Source organism: Streptomyces sp. NBC_00286, from assembly GCF_036173125.1.
In the GTDB taxonomy this organism is placed as follows: Bacteria; Actinomycetota; Actinomycetes; order Streptomycetales; family Streptomycetaceae; genus Streptomyces.
Genome location: NZ_CP108054.1, coordinates 1,888,462 through 1,910,031, shown reverse-complemented (window position 1 = coordinate 1,910,031; position 21,570 = coordinate 1,888,462). Strand labels below are relative to the sequence as shown.

Annotated in this window: 17 protein-coding genes; 10 read left to right on the top strand and 7 right to left on the bottom strand. The window is 69.7% G+C overall.

The window, feature by feature from the left end; all coding sequences use genetic code 11:
- Window positions 1-211 precede the first annotated feature (211 nt).
- The gene (locus OHT21_RS08655) at window positions 212-889 is read right to left on the bottom strand and encodes a TetR/AcrR family transcriptional regulator (protein ID WP_328767668.1); all 678 of its coding nucleotides are present in this window, start codon (window positions 887-889) and stop codon (window positions 212-214) included.
- 88 nt (window positions 890-977) lie between these two features.
- Here OHT21_RS08655 and OHT21_RS08650 point away from each other — a divergent pair, with 88 nt between their 5' ends.
- Both OHT21_RS08650 and OHT21_RS08645 read left to right on the top strand, forming a co-directional pair.
- A complete protein-coding gene (locus tag OHT21_RS08650) occupies window positions 978-1,421 on the top strand; it encodes a nuclear transport factor 2 family protein (protein WP_328767667.1) in 444 nt (147 codons plus the stop codon).
- Window positions 1,418-1,633 carry a heavy-metal-associated domain-containing protein gene (locus tag OHT21_RS08645; protein ID WP_328360226.1) on the top strand — a complete coding sequence of 72 codons (216 nt, stop codon included), beginning with the start codon at window positions 1,418-1,420 and terminating at the stop codon, window positions 1,631-1,633. Before OHT21_RS08650 ends, OHT21_RS08645 begins: the two co-directional genes overlap by 4 nt.
- Before the next feature lie 16 nt (window positions 1,634-1,649).
- Here OHT21_RS08645 and OHT21_RS44615 read toward each other — a convergent pair.
- A protein-coding gene (locus OHT21_RS44615) for an IS630 family transposase (protein WP_443050329.1) occupies window positions 1,650-2,715 on the bottom strand; the annotation gives its coding sequence in 2 pieces (ribosomal slippage) (window positions 1,650-2,229 and window positions 2,228-2,715; 1,068 coding nt in all).
- A gap of 131 nt (window positions 2,716-2,846) precedes the next feature.
- Entirely contained in the window at window positions 2,847-4,562 is a 1,716-nt protein-coding gene (locus OHT21_RS08630) for an SGNH/GDSL hydrolase family protein (RefSeq protein WP_443050621.1), read from the bottom strand.
- A gap of 290 nt (window positions 4,563-4,852) precedes the next feature.
- Here OHT21_RS08630 and OHT21_RS08625 point away from each other — a divergent pair, with 290 nt between their 5' ends.
- Window positions 4,853-5,290: a DUF6278 family protein gene (locus OHT21_RS08625; protein ID WP_328767666.1), complete on the top strand. Its 438-nt coding sequence runs from the start codon at window positions 4,853-4,855 to the stop codon at window positions 5,288-5,290.
- A 110-nt stretch (window positions 5,291-5,400) separates the two neighbouring features.
- On the top strand, window positions 5,401-6,144 hold the full coding sequence (locus OHT21_RS08620; protein WP_328767665.1) for an amino acid ABC transporter ATP-binding protein: 744 nt from the start codon (window positions 5,401-5,403) through the stop codon (window positions 6,142-6,144).
- A gap of 80 nt (window positions 6,145-6,224) precedes the next feature.
- On the opposite strand, the gene OHT21_RS08615 is transcribed toward OHT21_RS08620, so the two are convergent.
- Together OHT21_RS08615 and OHT21_RS08610 are read right to left on the bottom strand one after the other, a co-directional pair.
- Complete coding sequence (locus OHT21_RS08615; protein WP_328767664.1) at window positions 6,225-7,811, bottom strand: alpha/beta fold hydrolase; 1,587 nt, start codon at window positions 7,809-7,811, stop codon at window positions 6,225-6,227.
- A 116-nt stretch (window positions 7,812-7,927) separates the two neighbouring features.
- A complete protein-coding gene (locus tag OHT21_RS08610) occupies window positions 7,928-8,686 on the bottom strand; it encodes a hypothetical protein (protein WP_328767663.1) in 759 nt (252 codons plus the stop codon).
- 104 nt (window positions 8,687-8,790) lie between these two features.
- Between OHT21_RS08610 and ggt the strand changes: the two genes are divergently transcribed.
- Window positions 8,791-10,593 carry a gamma-glutamyltransferase gene (gene ggt, locus OHT21_RS08605; protein ID WP_328767662.1) on the top strand — a complete coding sequence of 601 codons (1,803 nt, stop codon included), beginning with the start codon at window positions 8,791-8,793 and terminating at the stop codon, window positions 10,591-10,593.
- Window positions 10,594-10,626: 33 nt separating this feature from the next.
- Here ggt and OHT21_RS08600 read toward each other — a convergent pair whose 3' ends face one another.
- Both OHT21_RS08600 and map read right to left on the bottom strand, forming a co-directional pair.
- On the bottom strand, window positions 10,627-13,311 hold the full coding sequence (locus OHT21_RS08600; protein WP_328767661.1) for an ATP-dependent Clp protease ATP-binding subunit: 2,685 nt from the start codon (window positions 13,309-13,311) through the stop codon (window positions 10,627-10,629).
- Between the two features lie 722 nt (window positions 13,312-14,033).
- On the bottom strand, window positions 14,034-14,801 hold the full coding sequence (map, locus tag OHT21_RS08595; RefSeq protein ID WP_328767660.1) for a type I methionyl aminopeptidase: 768 nt from the start codon (window positions 14,799-14,801) through the stop codon (window positions 14,034-14,036).
- Window positions 14,802-14,863: 62 nt separating this feature from the next.
- Between map and OHT21_RS08590 the strand changes: the two genes are divergently transcribed.
- From OHT21_RS08590 to hydA, 5 genes are all read left to right on the top strand, one after another.
- On the top strand, window positions 14,864-15,115 hold the full coding sequence (locus OHT21_RS08590; protein WP_328767659.1) for a helix-turn-helix domain-containing protein: 252 nt from the start codon (window positions 14,864-14,866) through the stop codon (window positions 15,113-15,115).
- Window positions 15,116-15,288: 173 nt separating this feature from the next.
- Window positions 15,289-16,845, top strand: coding sequence for a hypothetical protein (locus OHT21_RS08585; protein WP_328767658.1), 1,557 nt, complete (start codon window positions 15,289-15,291; stop codon window positions 16,843-16,845).
- Window positions 16,846-17,930: 1,085 nt separating this feature from the next.
- A complete protein-coding gene (locus OHT21_RS08580; protein ID WP_328767657.1) occupies window positions 17,931-18,773 on the top strand; it encodes a nitrilase-related carbon-nitrogen hydrolase in 843 nt (280 codons plus the stop codon).
- Window positions 18,770-20,059, top strand: a complete 1,290-nt coding sequence (locus tag OHT21_RS08575) for an aspartate aminotransferase family protein (RefSeq protein ID WP_328767656.1) — start codon at window positions 18,770-18,772, stop codon at window positions 20,057-20,059. Before OHT21_RS08580 ends, OHT21_RS08575 begins: the two co-directional genes overlap by 4 nt.
- 96 nt (window positions 20,060-20,155) lie before the next feature.
- On the top strand, window positions 20,156-21,559 hold the full coding sequence (gene hydA, locus OHT21_RS08570) for a dihydropyrimidinase (RefSeq protein ID WP_328767655.1): 1,404 nt from the start codon (window positions 20,156-20,158) through the stop codon (window positions 21,557-21,559).
- Window positions 21,560-21,570 lie beyond the last annotated feature (11 nt).

Genomic DNA, 21,570 nt, shown 5'->3' with positions numbered 1-21,570 from the left:
CGGAACCGCCCCGCACGGGAGCGCCCCTATAGGGGCGCGGGGAACTGCGCGACCAGCCACAACGGACCGGCAGCCGCGACACGTAGTGTCACCCACCATCCCCTGGCGGGGGTGTGGGGCGCAGCCCCCAGTCTCGGGAAAGGGCGGGGCTGGGGAACTACGCGACTTGAGACCTTCAAAGGTTGGCGTTACGGCGACTGAAGGTCCTCTGTCATTTCTGAGGATTGCGGAGCTTCGCACCCTTGGCTTTGGCGGCGCTGCGAGCGGCAGGGGCACCCTCCTCTCGTGTCGGGGTTCCTGTCGGCGCGACTGCGCCCAACACGCGGAGCAGACTGGTGTGGAGTGCTTCCGCTGCCTCCTCGCTGGACATCCGGCCGGCGTCTACCTCGGCGCTCGCAGCGTGGCCGAGGTTGATGGTGACAGCGACGAGCCAGTCCGGGGAGAGTCCGCCCCCGAATTCCCCGGTCTCCTGACCGCGCTGGATCACCCGCTTCAGCCGGTCGGCGACCGGCGCATGGCGTTCGTGGTCGGTGTGCGGATCAACGGGCAGCAGGCTGATCTTCTGGAGCAGGACGGGGTATCGCCCGGCTGTCCGGTTGCTGGCATCGAGCAGTCGCAGCAGGGCATCCACAGCAGGTCCCGTGTCAAGGCCGGCGGCGTCCATCGCGGCGACCGCTTCCTCGGTGATCCGGTCGAGGGCTGCTGTCAGCAGTTGTTCCCGCGAGGGGAAGTGGGCGTAGACGGTCTGGCGAGTCACGCCTGCGGCGGTGGCGATGACTTCGACGCTGGTGTCGGGATGTGTGTTCAGGAGCCGGACCGCCGCGTCCAGGATGGCGGCCCGGCTGCGCTGGGCGTCGGCACGGCGATGCGGCGCCTGGCGTGGAGTCATTTCTTACACCTTGTCAATATTGCGGGAGGGTGCATATCTTACAGACTGTAAGAGATAGTGCGCCGACCAGCAGCGTGACGGGAGCACCATGAGTCCGTTCAACGACACCGACCCCAAGCAGTTCATCGCCGATTTCTATGCGTCCTTCCACAACGACCTCCTGGACAGCGACGAGGACCCGGGACTGATCGTCGACCGCTATCACACACCGGACATCGTCCAGATCGCCGACGGACACCGGATGGACCGGGACAAGCTCATCGCGCACACTCGCCCGGTGCGCAAGAACCGGCCCAGCGGCCGCTGGGATGTGCATGAAGCACTGGTGAACGGGGATCGGATCGCCGTCCGGTCCACCTTGTATGTACAGAACCGCAACAGAGCCCTCGCCATCGAGGCGCACATGTTCGCTCAGTTCACCGATGACGGGCGGATGCGCCAGGCACACATACTCACCCGCACCCTCCCAGCGGACGCCGGCCCGGGACAGCCGGCGCCAGAGGTGTCCGAGGGGCAGGTGCGGCCGGCGTGACCGAGAGCACCTACACCGTGAGCGGAATGGTCTGCGACCACTGCGCAGGCTTCGTCACCGAGGAGATTCAACACGTCGCCGGCGTCACCGCCGTGGCGGTGAACGTCGAGAGCGGCACGGTCACGGTGACCAGCGACAGGGATCTCGACATCGCGGACGTGCGCGCTGCGGTCGAGGAAGCCGGCTATGAACTCGACGACCGGTTTGGCTAGAGACCTTCAGCTGGTGTTATTGCGGCTGGTCGAGGCCGGTCTTGGTGATGAATCCGGCGATGAGGGCGGGACGGTACTGCATCCGCTTGAGGCGGGTCTTCACAATCCTGGCGAGCTGGTCGATGGTCCGCTTGGCGAGGTTGGCCAGGGATCGCTTCAGGTGGGACCACACGGCCTCCATCGGGTTGAGTTCCGGCGCATAGGAGGGCAGTTGGTAGACGACCAGCCACGGCCGGGCAGCGATCAGCTGCTGCATGGCCTTGCTGCGGTGAGTGTTCAGATTGTCCCAGATCAGGACGATCGGGCCGCCGAGCTGCTGATGGGCGGCGTCGAGTAATCGCGCGTAGTCGGTCTCGGTGAAACCCTTCTTCTCGCCCTTGCGGCGGCGGTGCAGGCGGGTGCGGCAGATGAGCCGCGGCGCCCGGCCGGGGCGAGTGGCAACCAGACCGGCCGGCGAGATGCGGCCGGAGCCAGCGGCGGAAACCTGCACCAGCGGGGTGCGGCCACGCCGACCCCAGATGCGGCCCTTGGGCGGCCTCAGGCCCTGGCCTGCCTCGTCCTCGAAGCACAGCCAGGCCCCCAGGTCCGCCGCCGTCCTTTATGACGGGCCACTGCTCATCCCTCCAGATGGCGATCTCCTCCTCGTCGCGTTCGGCGGCCCGCCTGGTGGGGACCTGCACGCTCCAGCCGATACGGTGCAGCAGGGCGTCCACCCCGCCGAGGGTGTAGCCGACACCGAACTTCGCCTCGATGAGCTCGGTGATCCTCGCCAGGGTCCAGCACTGGTCCTCATCCCAGCCGTGCGCGGCAGGCCCGGCCTCCAGTTCCTGCTCCAGGGCCCGTAACTGGGCCTCGTCGAGCTTGCAGCGCGCGCCGCCCGGCCCCTTCGAGGCCAGCGCCTCGACGCCGCCTTCGGTGAAGGCCCGATGCCAGCGGTTCGCCGACATCCTTGAGACTCTGAACTGCCGGGCGACCTCCGGCTCGCTCGCCCCATGGGCGAACTTCTCGGCTGCTGCGAACCACACCCGCTCCCGCCGAGCCCGTTCCGCGGCGGTCAGACCACCACCGTCGGGATACCTCATGGAACCGGCATAGCCGACGCCACGTCAGCCGTCACCACCCCGCGCTCGACATAACCCCGACACTTGAAGATCTCTAGCCACGACGGACCCACAGCCGAACCCCTCCGCGAAGCGGCACCGCGGCGCTGCCGCTACAGCAACCGCAAGTCCACAGCCCCAGCCAGCGCAGCGAGCCCCGCATTGCCCGGATGCAGATGATCCCCACTGTCGTAAGCGGGCAACATCCGCGAAGGCCGCGCCGGATCCCGCAACACCGCATCAAAATCCAGCACCCCGTCAAACGAGGAGCTGGCCCGTATCCACGCGTTCACAGCGGAGCGCCCCGCATCGGCGGCAGGAGTGCACCGAGCCTCCCCCTCGCAGGGAACGATCGTCGCGCCCAGCACCCGCAGCCCACGCGCATGCGCCCGGTCGGCGATCTCGCGCAGCCCGGCGATGACCTGCTCCGCACTCGCACCCCATCGCACGTCATTGACGCCCTGGAAGACAACGACCGTACGGGCCGACGTCTGCGCCAGGACATCACGGTCGAGCCGGTTCAGGGCGCTCACGCCGCCCATATCGGTGGAGACGCCGTCGCCCGGATAGCGGTCGGAGACCACACGATTCGCCGAGATGCCGTGGTTCAGGACCCCGTAGTGCGGGACCACGTCCTGGTCCCGCAACCGCCTGGCGAGCACATCGCCCCAGCGAAGGTTCGCGTCCGGCGTCGACTTCTCGCCGTCGGTGATCGAGTCCCCGAGCAGCACCACGGAACCGGGCCCACCGCCCACGTCCACACCGGTCAGCAGCGGCCAGTTGCTGATCGTCGAGGTGTACGCGTCCGGGCCGGCGTCCGCGGCATGGTCGCCCGGCTCGCTGAGATACGACCGCTGGACGGCCAGGCTGTGCATGGGCGCGGCGCTCACCGTTCCCGGCAGATGGAAGCTCACCAGCAGATTGGCGTCCGCGGGCACATCGAAGCCGAGCGGATCGCTGAACGCCTGTGCCCCCGCGGGGATTTCGGTCCCGGCGGCACCCCGGAACGACAGCGGCACGGGGGTACTCCGCGGGCTCGCACCGGACCCCTGGACCGCCACCGTCGCACTCCCGATCCGTACGGGCGCGGCGGCGAAGGTGTTGTCCAGCCGGATCCGTACGCGCGGCCCGCCCGCCGAGGTGTGCACCACGAGGCGCAGCGTCCGGTCCGTCCAGGGCCCGACCGCCCCGTACCCGGAGGTCGAAGTGGCCCAACTGCCCGTCCAGCCGGGCGAGTCGGCGCGTACCGACAGCGCGAACACATGCAGGTCGTCGTTGCGCGGCAGCTGCACGGAGGCGACGGTCCGGCCTTCGGCGAGCGGCACGGTGACGACGTACAGCCGTGCCTTCTCGGCGAGTTGGCCGCCGGGCGTGTTGACGTGCGGCAGTGCCACGGCCTTGGTGGCGAGGGGGCCGCGGCGCCAGTCGGGGGCGGTCAGCCGGTACGTGGAGCGCGAGCCGTTCGCGTACCGCACCACCCCCGTGCCCGTGGCCGCGTCACCGGCCGTGCCCGCCACCAGGAAGGCGAGGGCGTCGCCGCGACCGTGGACCCGGACCAGCTGGCCGTCGGCGCGCACGTTGTCCGGCTGCCCTGCCGCCTTGCGCGGCCAGGTCAGCCGGGCGCCCTGGACGGTCAGTGTGCGGCCCGGCGTCCAGCCCGCGGCGGTCAGGTCCCGAGCCGACAGGGAGCCGCCCGAGCCGTCGAAGTCCGCCTCGCCGGGACGCGCGTCGTCGCTGACGGCCGTGTTGTCGAAGAGCCGCTCCAGCGGGAGCGGCCCGGTCCGGGTGGGCAGCCCGGCCTTCGCGGACGCGGTCGGCACCGCCATCATGAGAAGAGCGAGAGCGACGGCCGGACCCCAGACACGTCGGTGCACGACCGACTCCTCCCGTTTGCCGACAAGACGATCAAGACGATCAAGACGATCGAGACGAACAAGACGACACGTGCGAGACGACAGATGTGACACGACAACTGCGAGACCACAGGTGCTCCGCGAAGCTAAGGAGGCGTCAGGAACTCGTCAATGATCGACGCGCGAACTCCGCGCGAAATCCCCTGGAACAAGCGGCCCAGCGTGCCCTGTGGTGCGCCGGGCGATACGGATGACAGGCTGGGAGTATGAACATCTCGTTCCTGGGCAACTGGCGCAAGAAGCGAGACCCCGCCAGAGTCGCAGTCTTCTCCGACAGCGAGAGCGATCGCGAGGGAGTGGCCGAGCTTCTCTCCGAGTGCGAACTGCTGCGCTCCCAGGCGGAGCGGGCCGGGATCGAACTCGACGACTCCCCGGCCTCGTTGGAGGCGCTCGACCAACTGCTGCCGCGCTGGCGCGACGACGAGGAGAGCCTGCCCTGGCTCGGCAACGACGCCGGCCTCTATCTCGGCACGGTCATCCTGCGCACGGTCCCCGGCGCGACCTGGCAGCTGTGGCCCGACGGCCAGCCGGTGGTGCGGCTGGAGTCCGGCCGGGAGATCGACGTGGTCGCCGCCGGGCACGAGTGGGCGGCCAGCGGCGTACCGGAGCTCTCCCAGCTGTACGGCGAGGTGTCGGAGGCGTAACCGGGCTTATGTCTGAAATGCGCAGGTGTCGTACATTGGCTGCACTTCTGTCTGGATAGCTGGAACGTTTGCGGTCACCGCGACACAGCGACGAGTGAGTAGGGCTGGGCATGGCTGTCGATCCCCTGATCGAGCTGCGTGACGTCAACAAGTACTTCGGCGATCTGCACGTCCTCCAGGACATCAACCTCACCGTCGGCAAGGGGGAGGTGGTCGTGGTCATCGGCCCCTCGGGATCCGGGAAGTCGACGCTGTGCAGGGCGATCAACCGGCTGGAGGTGATCCAGTCGGGGGAGATCAGACTCGACGGCAAGCTGCTGCCCGAGGAGGGCAAGGACCTCGCGAAGCTCCGCGCGGAGATCGGGATGGTCTTCCAGTCGTTCAACCTCTTCGCGCACAAGACGGTCCTGCAGAACGTCTCGCTGGGCCAGGTCAAGGTCCGCGGACGCAAGAAGGACGAGGCCGACCGCCGCTCACATCAGCTCCTCGACCGGGTGGGCCTCGCCGATCAGGCCATGAAGTACCCGGCGCAGCTCTCCGGCGGTCAGCAGCAGCGCGTGGCCATCGCTCGCGCCCTCGCCATGGACCCCAAGGCCATGCTGTTCGACGAGCCGACCTCGGCCCTCGACCCGGAGATGATCAACGAGGTGCTGGAGGTGATGCAGCAGCTCGCGCGCGAGGGCATGACCATGATGGTCGTCACGCACGAGATGGGCTTCGCCCGCTCCGCCGCCGATCGCGTCGTCTTCATGTCCGACGGCCGCATCGTCGAGGACCGCACCCCCGAAGGGTTCTTCACCGACCCGCGGAGCAACCGTGCCAAGGACTTCCTGTCCAAGATCCTCAAGCACTGACGGGTGACGCGTTCAAGAACTCCTTGGGGGAGCGGTATCTCGTGGGCACGGGTGATGACTCGCCCGGCAGCAGTCGGCGATCACTGCCCGCGCAGCGGCACCGACACGTACGACGGGTCGGCCGGGGGTGAGGAGAAGGTCAGCTGCGCGCCGTCCGGGTTGTGCTCGATGTAGAGCGGGTCGACCGTGTCGACGACCAGGGCGAGCCGGTGCCCCGCCGGGACGTCGTACGCCGTGGAGAACAGCTCCAGATCGACGCCGAACGGCTTGCCCGGCGTCTGCCCATGGAACGTATACGGCGCATTGCTGACCAGCTTGCCGATGCCGAGCGGGCCCACGTCGTAGAGGTACGCGACAAGGGTGCCGCTCTCCTTGGTGCTGGTGACCGTGGTGTGCAGCTTCGTGGTCCCGCGCACCCGCTGGGCGCTCGCGTACTTCTCCGACTGCCATACGGCGGCGTGCCGACGGGGGAGTAGCGGCATCGAGGCCATCGGGGGCAGTTTGGCCACCTGGTCGAGGATGCTGGACAGGAAGATGGTGCCGCCGTCCGCACCGGAGTTGGTGTTCGCGCGGATCGTGGTGCTGCCCGCGAGGTCGATCTTCTTCCGGGTCGCGGTGACCGACTTCCAGTCCGGGTAGCCCTCGTAGCCGCCTGTGGAGCGGGACTTGAGCCGGACGGGCTGTTCGCGGTCGATGCCGTTGTCCGCACCCTTGAGGTGGTGGTCGAACCAGCGGGCGGTGTCGGTCCACACGTCGTTGGGCAGGCCGAAGAGGCCGGTCGCCTCATTGGTGGCGTGGTCGCCGGGGCGCAGTTCCAGCCGCTTGGGGCCGGTGAGCTTCTCGTAGAAGTCGGCGTACTGGTTGGGCGGGAAGATCGTGTCGCCCCAGGCGTTGGCCATCATGACCGCCGTGCCGTTGGCGTTGATCCGGTCGACGTACGTCGCGGGGGAGCGCTTCTTCCCCCAGGCGATGAGCTCCGGCTCCCTGGCCAGGTTGGAGGCGAAGAAGTCCTTGTAGATCTGCTTGAGTTCGGGGCTCTGGCGGCCGGTGATGTTGCCTGCGACGTCCAGCAGGGCGGTCGCCTGGGAGTGCTGGGTGCGGCCGGAGTAGATCGAGTCGATCAGGTCGGCCCAGCCGCTGAGCGCGGCGACCGCTTTGACGCGCTTGTCGTGTGCGGCGGCGAGCAGGCTGATGCCCGCGCCGTACGAGAGGCCTGCTACGCCGACCTGGTCCGCGTCGGCCGGGGTGTTGGCGAGGGCCCAGTCGATGACCTTGGAGGCGTCGGCGATGTCCGGCGGGCCCGCCACTTCGATGTAGCCGCCGGACTCCCAGAAGCCGCGGACGTTGTAACTGACGACCACATAGCCGGAGTTGGCGAGCTTCTTGGCCTGGGCGAGGTACTCGACCTGCGGCAGGCCCCAGCTCGTCGGCAGGACGATGAGCGGGTAGCGGCGGGTGCCGTCGGCGCCCGCGGGGGTGACGACATTGGCCTTGAGGGTGGTGCCGCCGTCGCCGGCGATGTCTACGAACCGGACGCCGCCGGCCGCGGCCGACGCGCCGGGCGCCGACTGAGCGGCAGGGGCCAGCCCGATGGCCGTACCGGCGAGCAGGGTCGCCGAAACGGCACCGACGGCGGTGGTACGCAGGCCCTTGCGAGGGCTTCCCATGGGTCACTCCTCACTCGTGTCAGTGCAAAGTGACCCGACGGTAACCGCCGCCTCTTACCGCAGGTAACCCGTCGGTAAGTTACGTGCGAGTAACGATCGTTGAAATGTGAATGTACTTAGGAGGCTCCATGTCCCTTCTGAGGAGCGACCTCCACGGCCGCCGGGGTCTGCGCGGCCTTCGTGACGTCCGCGACGAGTTCGACCACATCAGACCCGTACGCCTGCGAGTTGACGACCTTCAAAAGCAGAACGAAGGAGTTGTTGCCGTGCTTGCGCGCCAACTTCTCGTGCTGGCGGGCGAGATAGCGCGTGGCCGCTTGGTTGGTGATCGCGCGCTGGCCGCAGAAGACGAACACGGGTCGCGTCATATGGCCCTGGCCGGCGGTGAGCCGAGCGAAGAACGCGTACTCGGTCTTGCCGGGCTCCAGGCGGTAGGTCTCGCCGCCGATGTGGAAGGCGCCGCGGTCCGGGCCCGGCTCCGGGTCCGTGTTCAGGCGGATGCCCGGCAGCAGTGAGTGCAGATGCGCGGCCATCCGGCGGTTCGCCGAGGGATGGCCCACACAGAACTCCGTACGTTCCCCGAAACCCTGCTGTGCCGCGTCGTGCGCGACGAGTTGGGAGTGGGCGCCGCAGTCCTTGATCAGCGCGGAGAGTTCGAGCAGCGCGGCCACATCGTGGCGCACGACCGTGAGATCCGGGCCGCCCGCGTCGCGATTCACCACCAGAAGCGACTCGGAGTTCTCGGGCAGCCCGAAAAACGCCTGCTTACGGCGGAGTCTGCGCTTCCACAGGTATGTACGGGCGAGCCAGCCGAGCGCGGCGCCGATGACGGCCAGGGCCGCGCCCAGAACGATGTTGCGCACGTCGTCAGTCATGGGCGCGCATGGTAGCGGGCGCGCCGGAACACTGTTCGAGGAGTCCCTGACGGGGCCATGGCGAAGAAGTACGCTGCGCAGACGGCTGATAACTGGAGGTATGGATGCGTCGTCCGGTGAGACGGAAGTTCGTGGTCCTGGCGGTCTCGGCCGCCGTGGTGTCGGCCGGGGCGGCGGCACCCCCGTCGGCACCGGCGGGCGCGACGCCGAAGAAGGAGCCGGTCGCCGTCGGATACGGCGGGGCCGTGGCGAGCGTGGACGCGGACGCGTCCGCCGCCGGTATCGAGGTCCTGCGCAAGGGCGGCAACGCGGTGGACGCGGCCGTCGCCACGGCCGCGGCGCTCGGCGTCACCGAGCCGTACTCCGCGGGCATCGGCGGAGGCGGCTACTTCGTCTACTACGACGCCAAGTCCCGTACGGTGCACACCATCGACGGACGCGAGACGGCACCGCTGACCGCCGACTCGGGACTCTTCCTGGAGAACGGGCAGCCGATCCCGTTCGCCGAAGCGGTGACCAGCGGCCTCGGCGTCGGCACGCCCGGCACGCCCGCCACCTGGCAGACGGCACTCGACGCCTGGGGCAGCAAACGGCTCGGCCCGCTGCTGAAGCCCGCCGAGCGGCTCGCGCGCGAAGGGTTCACCGTCGACCCGACCTTCCGCTCCCAGACGGAGTCCAACCAGGCCCGCTTCAAGGACTTCCCCGACACGGCCGAACTGTTCCTCCCCGGCGGCCAACTGCCCGTGGTCGGCACCACCTTCAAGAACCCCGATCTGGCACGCACGTACGCGGAGTTGGGCCGCAAGGGCGTCGGCGCGCTCTACCACGGCAAGCTGGCCCGGGACATCGTCGACACCGTCAACGACCCGCCCGTGGACCCGGATTCCGGGCGCAACGCCCGCCCGGGCGAGCTGTCCCTGAAGGACCTCGCGGCGTACGAGACGAAGCGGCAGGCCCCGACGAAGACCAAGTACCGCGGTCTGAACGTCTACTCCATCGCCCCCTCTTCTTCCGGCGGGACGACGGTCGGCGAGGCGCTCAACATCCTTGAGAACACGGATCTTTCGAAGGCCTCGGATGTCCAGTACCTGCACCGCTACATCGAGGCGAGCCGTATCGCCTTCGCGGACCGGGGGCGCTGGGTGGGCGACCCCGCCTTCGAGGACGTACCGACGAAGGAACTGCTGTCGCAGAAGTACGCCGACTCGCGGGAGTGCCTGATCAAGGACGATGAGGTGCTGACGAGCCCGCTGGCGCCGGGCGATCCGCGGGACCCCGTGGCCTGCGGGACCGGCGGTAAGGCGGCGCCGACGACGTACGAAGGTGAGAACACCACGCATCTCACGGCGGCCGACAAGTGGGGCAACGTCGTCGCGTACACCCTCACCATCGAGCAGACCGGCGGCAGCGGCATCACCGTTCCGGACCGCGGCTTCATCCTCAACAACGAGCTGACGGACTTCTCCTTCGCCCCCGCGAGCCCCGATGTGCATGACCCGAACCTGCCGGGTCCGGGCAAGCGGCCGCGCTCGTCGATCTCGCCGACGATCGTGCTGGACCAGCACAACAAGCCGGTGGTGGCCCTCGGTTCGCCGGGCGGGGCGACCATCGTCACGACCGTGCTGCAGACGCTGACGGGCTTGGTCGACCGCGGCATTCCGCTGGTCGACGCGATCGCCGCACCGCGCGCGAGCCAGCGCAACCAGACGACGACCGAGCTCGAACCCGGCCTGTGGAACAGCGAGTTGAAGGCTCAGCTCGAGTCGATCGGCCATGGCTTCCGGCAGAACCCGGAGATCGGCGCGGCGACGGGCGTCCAACGGCTGCCGAACGGGAAGTGGCTGGCCGCGGCGGAGAAGGTACGACGCGGGGGTGGCTCGGCGATGGTGGTGACGCCGGAGAGGTAGCTCGGCCTTGGGCGTGGCCGGTCTTGCCGTAACTCAGCCTTCGGCTTGACCGGCCTCGTCGGTACTGCCGCCCTTGCTGCCGTCGGTGCTCTCGTCCGTACGGAACACCGGCTCGCCGAACTCGATGTCCACCGTCACGCGGCTGCCCGCCGGGAGCCGGCCGTCGAGGAGGAGGCGGGACAGGCGGTTGTCGATCTCCCGCTGGATGGTGCGGCGCAGCGGCCGGGCGCCGTACTCGGGCTCGTGTCCGCGCTGCGCGAGCCAGTCGACGGCGTTCTCGGTGAAGGTGACCGTGATGTCCCGGGCGAGCAGCCGCTGCCGCGTCTGATCCAGCAAGTGCTCGGTGATGCGGTGCAGTTGATCGCTGGTGAGCTGCCGGAAGACCACGATCTCGTCGATCCGGTTGAGGAACTCCGGCCGGAAGTGCTGACGCAACGGGCGCAGGATCTGCTCACGGCGGGCCTGCTCGTCGGCCTCGGCGTCGCGCGCGGAGAACCCGAGGCCGGTGCCGCGGGTGATCGCCTCGGAGCCGAGATTGCTCGTCATCACGATCACGGTGTTGGCGAAGTCCACCGTGCGGCCCTGCGCGTCGGTGAGCCGGCCGTCGTCCAGCACCTGCAACAGGATGTTGAACACATCGGGGTGGGCCTTCTCCACCTCGTCGAGGAGAAGCAGCGAGTACGGATGCCGCCGTACGGTCTCGGTGAGCTGCCCGGCCTCCTCGTGGCCGACATAGCCGGGCGGGGCGCCGACGAGCCGGCTGACGGTGTGCCGTTCCTGGTACTCGCTCATGTCCAGGCGCACCATCCGCTCCTCGCTGCCGAACAGGGCCTCCGCCAGCGCACGGGCCAGCTCCGTCTTGCCGACCCCGGTCGGGCCGAGGAAGAGGAAGCTGCCGATCGGCCGGTCCGGGCTGGCGAGCCCGGCCCGGGAACGCAGAATCGCGTCGGCCACGACCCTGACCGCCTCGTCCTGCCCGACGACCCGCTCATGCAGATGCTCCTCCAGGCCGAGCAGCCGGTCCTTCTCCTCGGTCGTGAGACTGCTGACCGGGATACCGGTCTGCCGGGAGACCACCTCGGCGACGGCCTCGGCGGTGACCTCGAGCTGCTGTCCTTCGTCGGCCTCGCCGTCACGCCCGGCCTCGATCTTCGTCTTCAGCTCGCTGATCCGGTCGCGCAACTGCGTGGCCTGCTCGTACTGTTCACTCGCCACCGCCTGGTCCTTGTCCCGGGTGAGCTGCTCGACCTCGCGTTCCAGGGCGCGTACGTCGGTGCCCTTGGTCCGGGCGCGCAGGCGTACCCGAGCGCCCGCCTGGTCCATCAGGTCGATGGCCTTGTCCGGCAGATGGCGGTCCGTGATGTAGCGGTCGGACAGTTCTACGGCGGCGACCAGGGCCTCATCGGTGTAGCGGACCTGGTGATGGGCCTCGTACCGGTCGCTCAGGCCGCGCAGGATCTCCAACGCGTCCGACGGGGAGGGCTCGGGGACCAGGATCGGCTGGAACCGGCGCGCCAGGGCCGCGTCCTTCTCGATCCGGCGGAACTCCTCCAGCGTCGTGGCACCCACCACGTGCAGCTCACCGCGGGCCAGCGGCGGCTTGAGGATGTTGCCCGCATCCATCGAACCGCCCTCGCCGCTGCCTCCGGCGCCGACGACGGTGTGCAGCTCGTCGATGAAGACGATCAGCTCGTCGGAGTTCGCCCGGATCTCGTCGACGATGTTGGTCAGCCGCTCCTCGAAGTCACCGCGATAGCGCGTGCCCGCGACCACGCCCGACAGGTCCAGGGCGACGACGCGGCGGCCGGCGAGGACATCGGGCACATCGCCGTCGGCGATGCGCTCCGCGAGGCCCTCCACGATGGCGGTCTTGCCCACGCCCGCGTCGCCGATGAGCACCGGGTTGTTCTTGCCTCGGCGGGACAGCACCTCGACGGTCTGCTCGATCTCCGTGTCCCGTCCGATGACCGGGTCGATACGGCCCTGCCGCGCGAGGTCGGTGAGATCGCGGCCGTACTTGTCGAGGGTGGGGGTGGGGGAGGAACGCGCCCGCTCGGGGTGCGCGGGGGCGCCTGCCGCCGGGGCCGAGCCCTCGGGCGGGCGGGGGGAGGGGGAGAACCGGGCGGCGTTCAGGATGTGTCCGGCTGCGGAGTCGGGGTTGGCGGCGAGGGCGCTGAGGACGTGTTCGGGGCCTATGTAGCCGACGCCCTCCGCCCTGGCGAGGGCGTGGGCGTCGAGGAGGGCGCGTTTTACGGCGGGGGTGATGCCGAGGGGGGTGTGGGGGCGGTCTGGGCGGCCGTCGGGACCGCCGTCGGGTCCGTTTGCGGAGCGGTCCTCGGGACGGTTCTCGGGGCGGGTGGGTGACTGGTCGGGCTTGATGGCGGACTGGTCGCCGGACCTGCTGTCGGGCGGGCCCACGCGCTCGTCGATCTCGGTGGCCAGCGCGTCGGGGTCGGCGCCGGCGCGGGCCAGCAGGCTTCGGGTGGGTTCGACGGCGAGGGCGGCGCGGAGGAGGTGCTGGGTGTCCAGGTCCGTGCTGCCGTGTTCGGTGGCGTAGGTCGCGGCGGTGGCCACCAGCTGGCGCGCCGGGCCGCTCATCAGCCGGCCTATGTCGATATGCCGGGGAGCGGGGCGTGGCCCGCCCCCGAAGAAGCGTGCGAAGAATTCTCCGAAGGGGTCCGGTCCGTATCCCTCCGGGCCTGGGAAGCCGCTGGTCATGGCCATCCTCGCTTGTCGACTTGCCGTCGGGCTCGCGAGTGCCCATGCCTCCGGCGGTTACACGTGGGGGTTCGGGGGTGGATGGGGGTTCGTTTTTTGGTGCGGGTTCGTTGGGGCTGGTGGCGCGGCCCCGCGGGGTGCCTCCGGCGGTGGCGCGGTTGGGTTCGTTGGCGGGTGCGGCGCCGTCGCGGCTGGTCGCGCCAGCCCCGCGGGGTGCCTCCGGCGGTTGGGCGGGTGCGGGTTGTGTGTGGCTGGTCGCGCAGTTCCCCGCGCCCCTTGGGTGCGTGGTGGGTGCGGGGCCGCGGTCCGGTGCGTCAGCCCGTCGCCAACAGGGCATACGGCCCCTTGCTTCCACAGGGTGCTGGTGTGCCCAGACCGAAGCTAAGCGACGGGCATAGGACGCACCGGCCCACGTCCCCTCCCGCCGGCGGGAGAGTGCCGGTTTCGTCGGGGCTGGCGAGCATGGCGGCTGGTGAGCTTCGTGGCTGACGGTTCCGGGGGCGCCCCTTTAGGGGCGCGGGGAACTGCGCGACCAGCCACGACGCACCCGCAGCCGAGACACAACTGTCACCCACCACCCCGATAGGCACCCCACCCACCCCGTGAACCCACCCACCCACCCACCCGCCGTAGGCGCCCCACCCCCAGCCGGGGGCTGTGGGCGCAGCCCTCAGTTTCGGGAAGGGGCGGGGTTGGGGAAGAGAACCGCCGCGACGGGGCCCTCAGCGAGCCGTCAAGACTCGCGGGCCCGCGTCCGTGATGGCTACCGTGTGTTCGGCGTGGGCCGCGCGGGAGCCGTCGTTGGTTCGGAGGGTCCAGCCGTCCGAGGCGGCGTGGTAGCCGTCGGTGCCGCCGGCGATGAGCATCGGCTCGATCGCGAGGACCATGCCGTGGCGGAGGGGCAAGCCGCGGCCGGGACGGCCCTCGTTCGGGACCGGAGGGTCCTCGTGCATACGGCGCCCGATGCCGTGGCCACCGAAGCCGTCCGGAATGCCGTAACCCGCCGCCCGGCACACCGTGCCGACGGCATGGGCGATGTCGCCGATGCGGTTACCGACGACGGCCGCCTCGATGCCCGCCGCAAGCGCACGCTCGGCCGTCTCCACGAGGCGTACGTCGTCGGGCCGCGGCCGGCCCACGACGAAACTGATCGCCGAGTCGCCGACCCAGCCCCCCAGTTCGGCCCCGAAGTCGGCGGAGACCAGGTCACCGTCGCGCAGCCGGTACCCGGTCGGGATCCCGTGCACGATGGCGTCGTTCACCGAGGTGCACAGGACCGCAGGGAAGGGCGTAGGAGCGAAGGAGGGCCGATAACCGAGGAAGGGGGAGCCGGCGCCGGCGGCGCGCAGGACGTCGTGGGCGACCTCGTCCAGTTCCAGCAGCGATACGCCCACGGCAGCAGCCTTATGTACCGCCGTGAGGGCCTGGCCCACAACCTGGCCCGCTTCGTACATGGCGTCGATCGACGTGTCTGTTTTGAGTTCCACCATGCCAATTACTATACCGGTCGGCGCCCATTACTATACCGCTCACCGGTATTAGTATGGTGGGCATGGTACGCACCCCCCTGACCCCCGAAGAGCGTGAACGCGGCGAGCGGCTCGGCCAGTTGCTGCGTGAGGCCCGTGGCGGCCGCAGCATGGCGGAGGTCGCCGCCAGCGCGGGCCTCTCCGCCGAGACGCTCCGCAAGATCGAGACCGGCCGTGCCCCGACGCCCGCCTTCTTCACCGTGGCGGCACTGGCCGGAGTGCTGGGTCTGTCGATGGACGAGATCGTGGGGAGGTGCGCGCCTGCCGGGGTGTAGCGTCCTGCGCGTATACGGGACTTGACGGCCTCAGAAGTCGAACCGCGCACGTCAAGTTCCGAGTTGCGCGGAGCACTCTGCGTCCGGTCCGAAAACCTCTCGTAGCGCATCCGTAACATGAATGGTGTTTTCTACCGGAACGGAGTACTCCAGGCCGGCGTGGGGTGAACGTAATGGCGGTGGATCAACTCCCGGGGCAGGTGCGGGAGTTCGCGCAGTATCTCAAGGGACTGCTGACCCGGCTCGACCAGGGCGGCGGGTGGTGCGGTGTGTTCTGGCAGCGCGATCCCGACGGGATGCGGGCCTGCATGGATGGCTGGGAGGTGCCGCCCTGGGACGTTGTGGAGGCGCTTCTCCAGGACCTCGCGCTCGCATACGGCGACCGGGCCGCCGCCCAGGAGACCGAGCGGGCGCGCGCCTTGCATCAGGCCTCACTCGCCGCGTACGACGCCCGGCCCGGCGGCCGGGAGGCCCTCGGTGACCGCCTCGACGTGATGCTCCGCGAACAGCGCTACGCCGCCGAACGCCAGGTGGAACTGACCCAGGCTCTGCGCACCGCCGCCTCCCGCGACGAGGCCGACTCCATACGCCTCGACCTGGCCTGGGCCCGCGACGACCACGAACGCGCCACCGCTCGCTGTGCCGAAATCCGGTCCCGGATGGAGGAGTTGGACCGCCGGACGACGGGCGGTCAGGCTATGACGATTCCTCCGGGGGACGGCGGGGGTGTCGTCTGGGTCGATGAGGAGGCCGACGACCGTGCCACCGGCGGGCGCGTGGGCGCGCGGCGTCAGGAGTCGGTCGCGGACGACTGGCCCGACATCTGGCGGGACTCGACCGCGCGGCGGGCCGCCTGGGAGCCCGACGTCGGCGTGAACACCCCGACGTCCGCCTCCTCCGCACCTTCACCTGAGCACGCCACGCCGTCGGACGACCGGCCCTCCGCGGCCGACGTCCGCCCCGCGCCCTCCGAACCCGCCCCCAAAGCGGCCAAGCAACGCTCCAAACGGCGGCCCCGGGGCAGTGCCCGTTTCGCCGGGATGGAAGCGGACCCGGGTGCCAGCGCCGTACCGGACATGGCCGCTCCTGTCGCCACGGACCGCAGCCCGCGGGGGGTCCGTTACGTGGGGGTCGCCGAGGAAGCGGAACCTCGGCCGTCGGCGCCGCGTCAGCCGGCGGGGCGGCGTGAGGCCTTGGACGACGAGGCGCGGCGGGCCACGGTCGAGACCGTTGAGCGGCTCGTACGGTTGCGGCGTGAGGGCCACAGCGGGGAGGCGCACGCCCTGCTGGCCGAGGCCGCGTACTGGCCTGCGGCCCGGCTTCCTCTTCTCGCCGCCGAGTTGCATCGTGCGGGGTTGGGGGCGGATTGGGCCACGTTGTTGTGGGAGGCGGTTTCGTTGCCGGCCGATCGGTTGGTTGCGGCGGCCGATGCGCTTGCCGCTGCCGGGCGTACGGCGGATGGTCGGCAGATGCTGCGACAGGGTGTCGCGCGGCCTGCCTCGGAGATCGGCGAGGCGGTGTTGGCGCTTGCCGAGGAGGGGCGCGACCGTGAGGTGCGTGCGCTTCTCGATGCGTACGTGCGCGTCCGTACGCCCGAGGAGGCGGCCCGCAGCGCGGCCCCCGACCCGGCGCGCCTCGCGCCCCTCCTCCTGTCGGCCTCCAAGGCCGTCTCGGAGGAACGCCACTGGGACCTGGTCCATGCGTTGCGCGTAGCTGGTTACACGGCTTGACCCCTGGCAGTCCGGCGCCCACGGGGGGTGGTGGGTTCGGTTCATGGGCGACTGCGGGCCCGTCGTTGGCGGTTCCTTTCCCCAACCCCGCCCCTTCCCGAAACTCGGGGCTCCGCCCCCAGGCCCCTCTGCGTGGGGTGGGCGGGGTGCCTGCGGCGGGGTGGGGGGGCGCTTACCGCGGGTGGGTGAGGTGCCTACCGGGGTGGGGTGTCGGGGTTGTGTCGCGGCTGCGGGTGCGTTGTGGCTGGTCGCGCAGTTCCCCGCGCCCCTAAAAACTCCCTAAAAACCTGCGACTGCCCGCACCCGGAAGAGCAAGCGACCCGAAAAGCCCGCATGCCCCACGTGCCCGCAGCTTCTCAACAGCGGGAGGCCCCGCACGCCCGACTGCCCGCGGCTTCCCGCCGGCGGGAGGCCCCGCACGCCCGACTGCCCGCAGCTCTCAGCGGCGGGAGGCCCCGCACGCCCGACTGCCCGCGGCTTCCCGTCGGCGGGAGGCCCAGCACGCCCGACTACCCGCGGCTTCCCGCCGGTGGGAGGGGACGTGGGCCGGTGCGTCGTATGCCCGTCGCTTAGCTTCGGTCTGGGCATACCTGCGCCCTGTGTCAGCAAGGGGTCGTATGCCCTGTTGGCGACGGGCTGACGCACCGGACCGCGGCCCCGCACCCACCAACCACCTAGGGGCGCGGGGAACTGCGCGAGCAACCACCACGCACCCGCACCCGCCCAACCGCCGGAGGCACCCCGCGGGGCGGCGCGACCAGCCACAATGGCGCCGCAGCCGACAACGGACCCAACCGCACAACCGCCGGAGGCAACCCGCCGCCAACGAACCCAATCGCACCACCGCCGGAGGCACCCCGCCGGCAACAAACCCAACCCGCCCCCAGGCGCCCCAACCGGAGGAAGAAACATGATCGACTCCACCGGTTAACGCCGATGGTCTTGCCGAGCGCAGCGGCTCCGCTTACTTTCGGGGCTCCAGCGTCTACGGGCGTAGAGACGCTGACGCAGACGCAGACGCAGACGCAGACGCAGCCGCAGACGCAGCCGCTGACGCCCGGTCGACCGGTCGAAGGAGCAAGCTCATGGCCAACGTCGTACGTGCCGCCCTGGTCCAGGCCACCTGGACCGGCGACACCGCATCCATGGTCGCCAAGCACGAGGAACACGCCCGCGAAGCGGCCCGTCAGGGCGCGAAGGTCATCGGATTCCAGGAAGTCTTCAACGCGCCGTACTTCTGCCAGGTGCAGGACCCGGAACACTACAAGTGGGCCGAGCCGGTACCGGACGGCCCGACCGTGACCCGTATGCAGGAGCTCGCGCGCGAAACCGGCATGGTCATCGTCGTCCCGGTCTTCGAGGTCGAACAGTCCGGCTTCTACTTCAACACCGCCGCCGTGATCGACGCCGACGGCACCTTCCTCGGCAAGTACCGCAAGCACCACATCCCCCAGGTCAAGGGCTTCTGGGAGAAGTACTACTTCAAACCGGGCAACCTCGGCTGGCCCGTCTTCGACACGGCCGTCGGCAAGGTCGGCGTCTACATCTGCTACGACCGCCACTTCCCGGAAGGCTGGCGCCAACTCGGCCTCAACGGCGCCCAGTTGGTCTACAACCCGTCCGCCACCTCCCGTGGTCTCTCCGCCTATCTCTGGCAGTTGGAGCAGCCCGCCGCCGCCGTCGCCAACGAGTACTTCATCGCCGCGATCAACCGCGTCGGCCAGGAGGAGTACGGCGACAACGACTTCTACGGGACGAGTTACTTCGTCGACCCCCGCGGGCAGTTCGTCGGCGAGACCGCGAGCGACAAGACGGAGGAGCTTGTCGTACGCGACCTCGACTTCGATCTCATCGAGGAAGTGCGTCAGCAATGGGCCTTTTACCGGGACCGCCGGCCCGACGCCTACGAGGGACTGGTGCAGCCATGAGTGACCTGGATCTGTTCGCCCGCCACAAGGCAGTCCTCCCTGACTGGCTCGCCCTCTACTACGCCGATCCTCTCGAGATCACCCACGGCGAGGGCCGCTACGTCTGGGACGCCGCGGGGAAGAAGTACCTCGACTTCTTCGGCGGCATTCTGACCACCATGACCGCGCACGCGCTCCCCGAGGTGACGAAGGCCGTCAGCGAGCAGGCCGGGCGGATCATCCACACTTCGACCCTCTACCTCAACCGGTCGATGGTCGAACTCGCCGAGCGTATCGCCCAGTTGTCCGGCATCCCGGACGCCCGTGTCTTCTTCACGACGTCCGGCACGGAGGCCAACGACACCGCGCTGCTGCTGGCGACCGCGTACCGGCAGAGCAACCAGATCCTGGCGATGCGCAACAGCTACCACGGCCGTTCGTTCAGCGCGGTCGGCATCACCGGCAACAAGGGGTGGTCGCCGACCAGCCTCTCGCCGCTCCAGACGTTGTACGTCCACGGCGGCGTCCGCACCCGCGGTCCGTACGCCGACCTCGACGACGCCGAGTTCATCGCTGCCTGCGTCGCCGACCTCGAGGACCTGCTCGGCCATGTCCGCGCGCCCGCGGCCCTGATCGCCGAGCCCATTCAGGGTGTCGGCGGCTTCACCGCACCGCCGGACGGACTGTACGCGGCTTTCCGTGAGGTGCTCCAGGAGCGCGGCATCCTGTGGATCGCCGACGAGGTGCAGACCGGCTGGGGCCGGACCGGCGACCACTTCTGGGGCTGGCAGGCTCACGGCGACTCAGGACCGCCGGACATGCTGACCTTCGCCAAGGGCATCGGCAACGGTATGTCGATCGGCGGTGTCGTCGCCCGAGCCGAGGTCATGAACTGCCTTGACTCCAACTCCATTTCGACCTTCGGCGGCTCTCCGGTCACGATGGCCGCCGGGAACGCCAACCTCACGTACCTCCTCGAACACGACCTTCAAGGCAACGCCCGACGCGTCGGCGGCATGCTCATCGAGCGGCTGCGGGCCGTCGCCGCGCAGCATCAGGGCGTACGCGAGATCCGTGGCCGCGGGCTGATGATCGGCGTCGAGCTGGTGAAGCCCGGCACCGACGAGGCCGACCCGGACGCGGCTGCCGCCGTGCTCGAAGCGGCCCGCGAGGAAGGCCTGTTGATCGGCAAGGGCGGCGGCCACAACACCAGCGTCCTGCGCATCGCCCCACCGCTCTCACTCACCGTCGCGGAGGCCGAAGAGGGCGCCGCGATCCTCGAGCGCGCGCTGCGGAGCGCCCCGTAGGACATCGGCGACGGTCGTCCCGGCGCCCGTCGATCCGGACGGCGCCGGGCGATCCGTACGTCATCAGTACCCACCACCGCGACCAAGGAGAGGACCATGAGCAGTCGTACCGTCATCCGCGGTGGCCTCGTCATCACCGCGTCCGACGAGATCCACGCCGACGTCCTGATCGAGGACGGCCGTATCGCCGCCCTCGCCGCCTCCGGCACCCCGGCCGCCGAGGCCTGGACCGCCGAGCGCATCATCGACGCCACCGGGAAGTACGTGATCCCGGGCGGTGTCGACGCCCATACGCACATGGAGTTGCCGTTCGGCGGCACCTTCGCCTCCGACACCTTCGAGACCGGCACCCGGGCCGCGGCCTGGGGCGGCACCACGACGATCGTCGACTTCGCGGTGCAGACCGTGGGCCACTCGCTCCGTGAGGGCCTGGACGCCTGGAACGCCAAGGCCGACGGCAAGTGCGCCATCGACTACGGCTTCCACATGATCGTCTCCGACGTCAACCCGGAGACCCTCAAGGAGATGGACCTGCTCGTGGAGGAGGGCGTCACCTCCTTCAAGCAGTTCATGGCCTACCCCGGCGTCTTCTACAGCGACGACGGCCAGATCCTGCGCGCCATGCAGCGCTCCGCCGAGAACGGCGGGCTGATCATGATGCACGCCGAGAACGGCATCGCGATCGACGTCCTCGTCGAGCAGGCGCTGGCGCGGGGGGAGACGGATCCGCGGTATCACGGCGAGGTGCGGAAGGCGCTCCTCGAAGCCGAGGCCACTCACCGCGCCATCAAGCTCGCCCAGGTCGCGGGCGCCCCGCTGTATGTCGTGCACGTCTCGGCGATGGAGGCAGTCGCCGAGCTGGCACGGGCGCGCGACGAGGGTCTGAACGTCTTCGGCGAGACCTGCCCGCAGTATCTGTTCCTGTCCACGGACAACCTCGCGGAGCCGGACTTCGAGGGGTCCAAGTACGTGTGCTCCACGCCGCTGCGCCCCAAGGAGCACCAGAAGTACCTGTGGCGGGGCCTGCGCACGAACGATCTCCAGGTCGTCTCCACCGACCACTGCCCCTTCTGTTTCGTCGGCCAGAAGGAACTGGGCCGCGGTGACTTCTCCAAGATCCCCAACGGTCTGCCGGGCGTCGAGAACCGTATGGACCTCCTCCACCAGGCCGTCGTCGACGGACACATCACCCGCCGCCGCTGGATCGAGATCGCCTGCGCCACTCCGGCCCGGATGTTCGGCCTGTACCCGAAGAAGGGCACCATCGCGCCGGGCGCCGACGCCGACGTCGTCATCTACGACCCGGGGGCCGAGCAGGTCCTGTCCGCCGACACGCACCACATGAACGTCGACTACTCGGCGTACGAGGGCAAGAGCGTCACCGGCCGCGTCGAGACGGTCCTCTCGCGGGGCGAACTCGTCATCACCGAGCGGGAGTTCACCGGACGTGCCGGTCACGGTGTCTACACCCCGCGCTCCACCTGTCAGTACCTCAACTAGGAGCGGCGCCC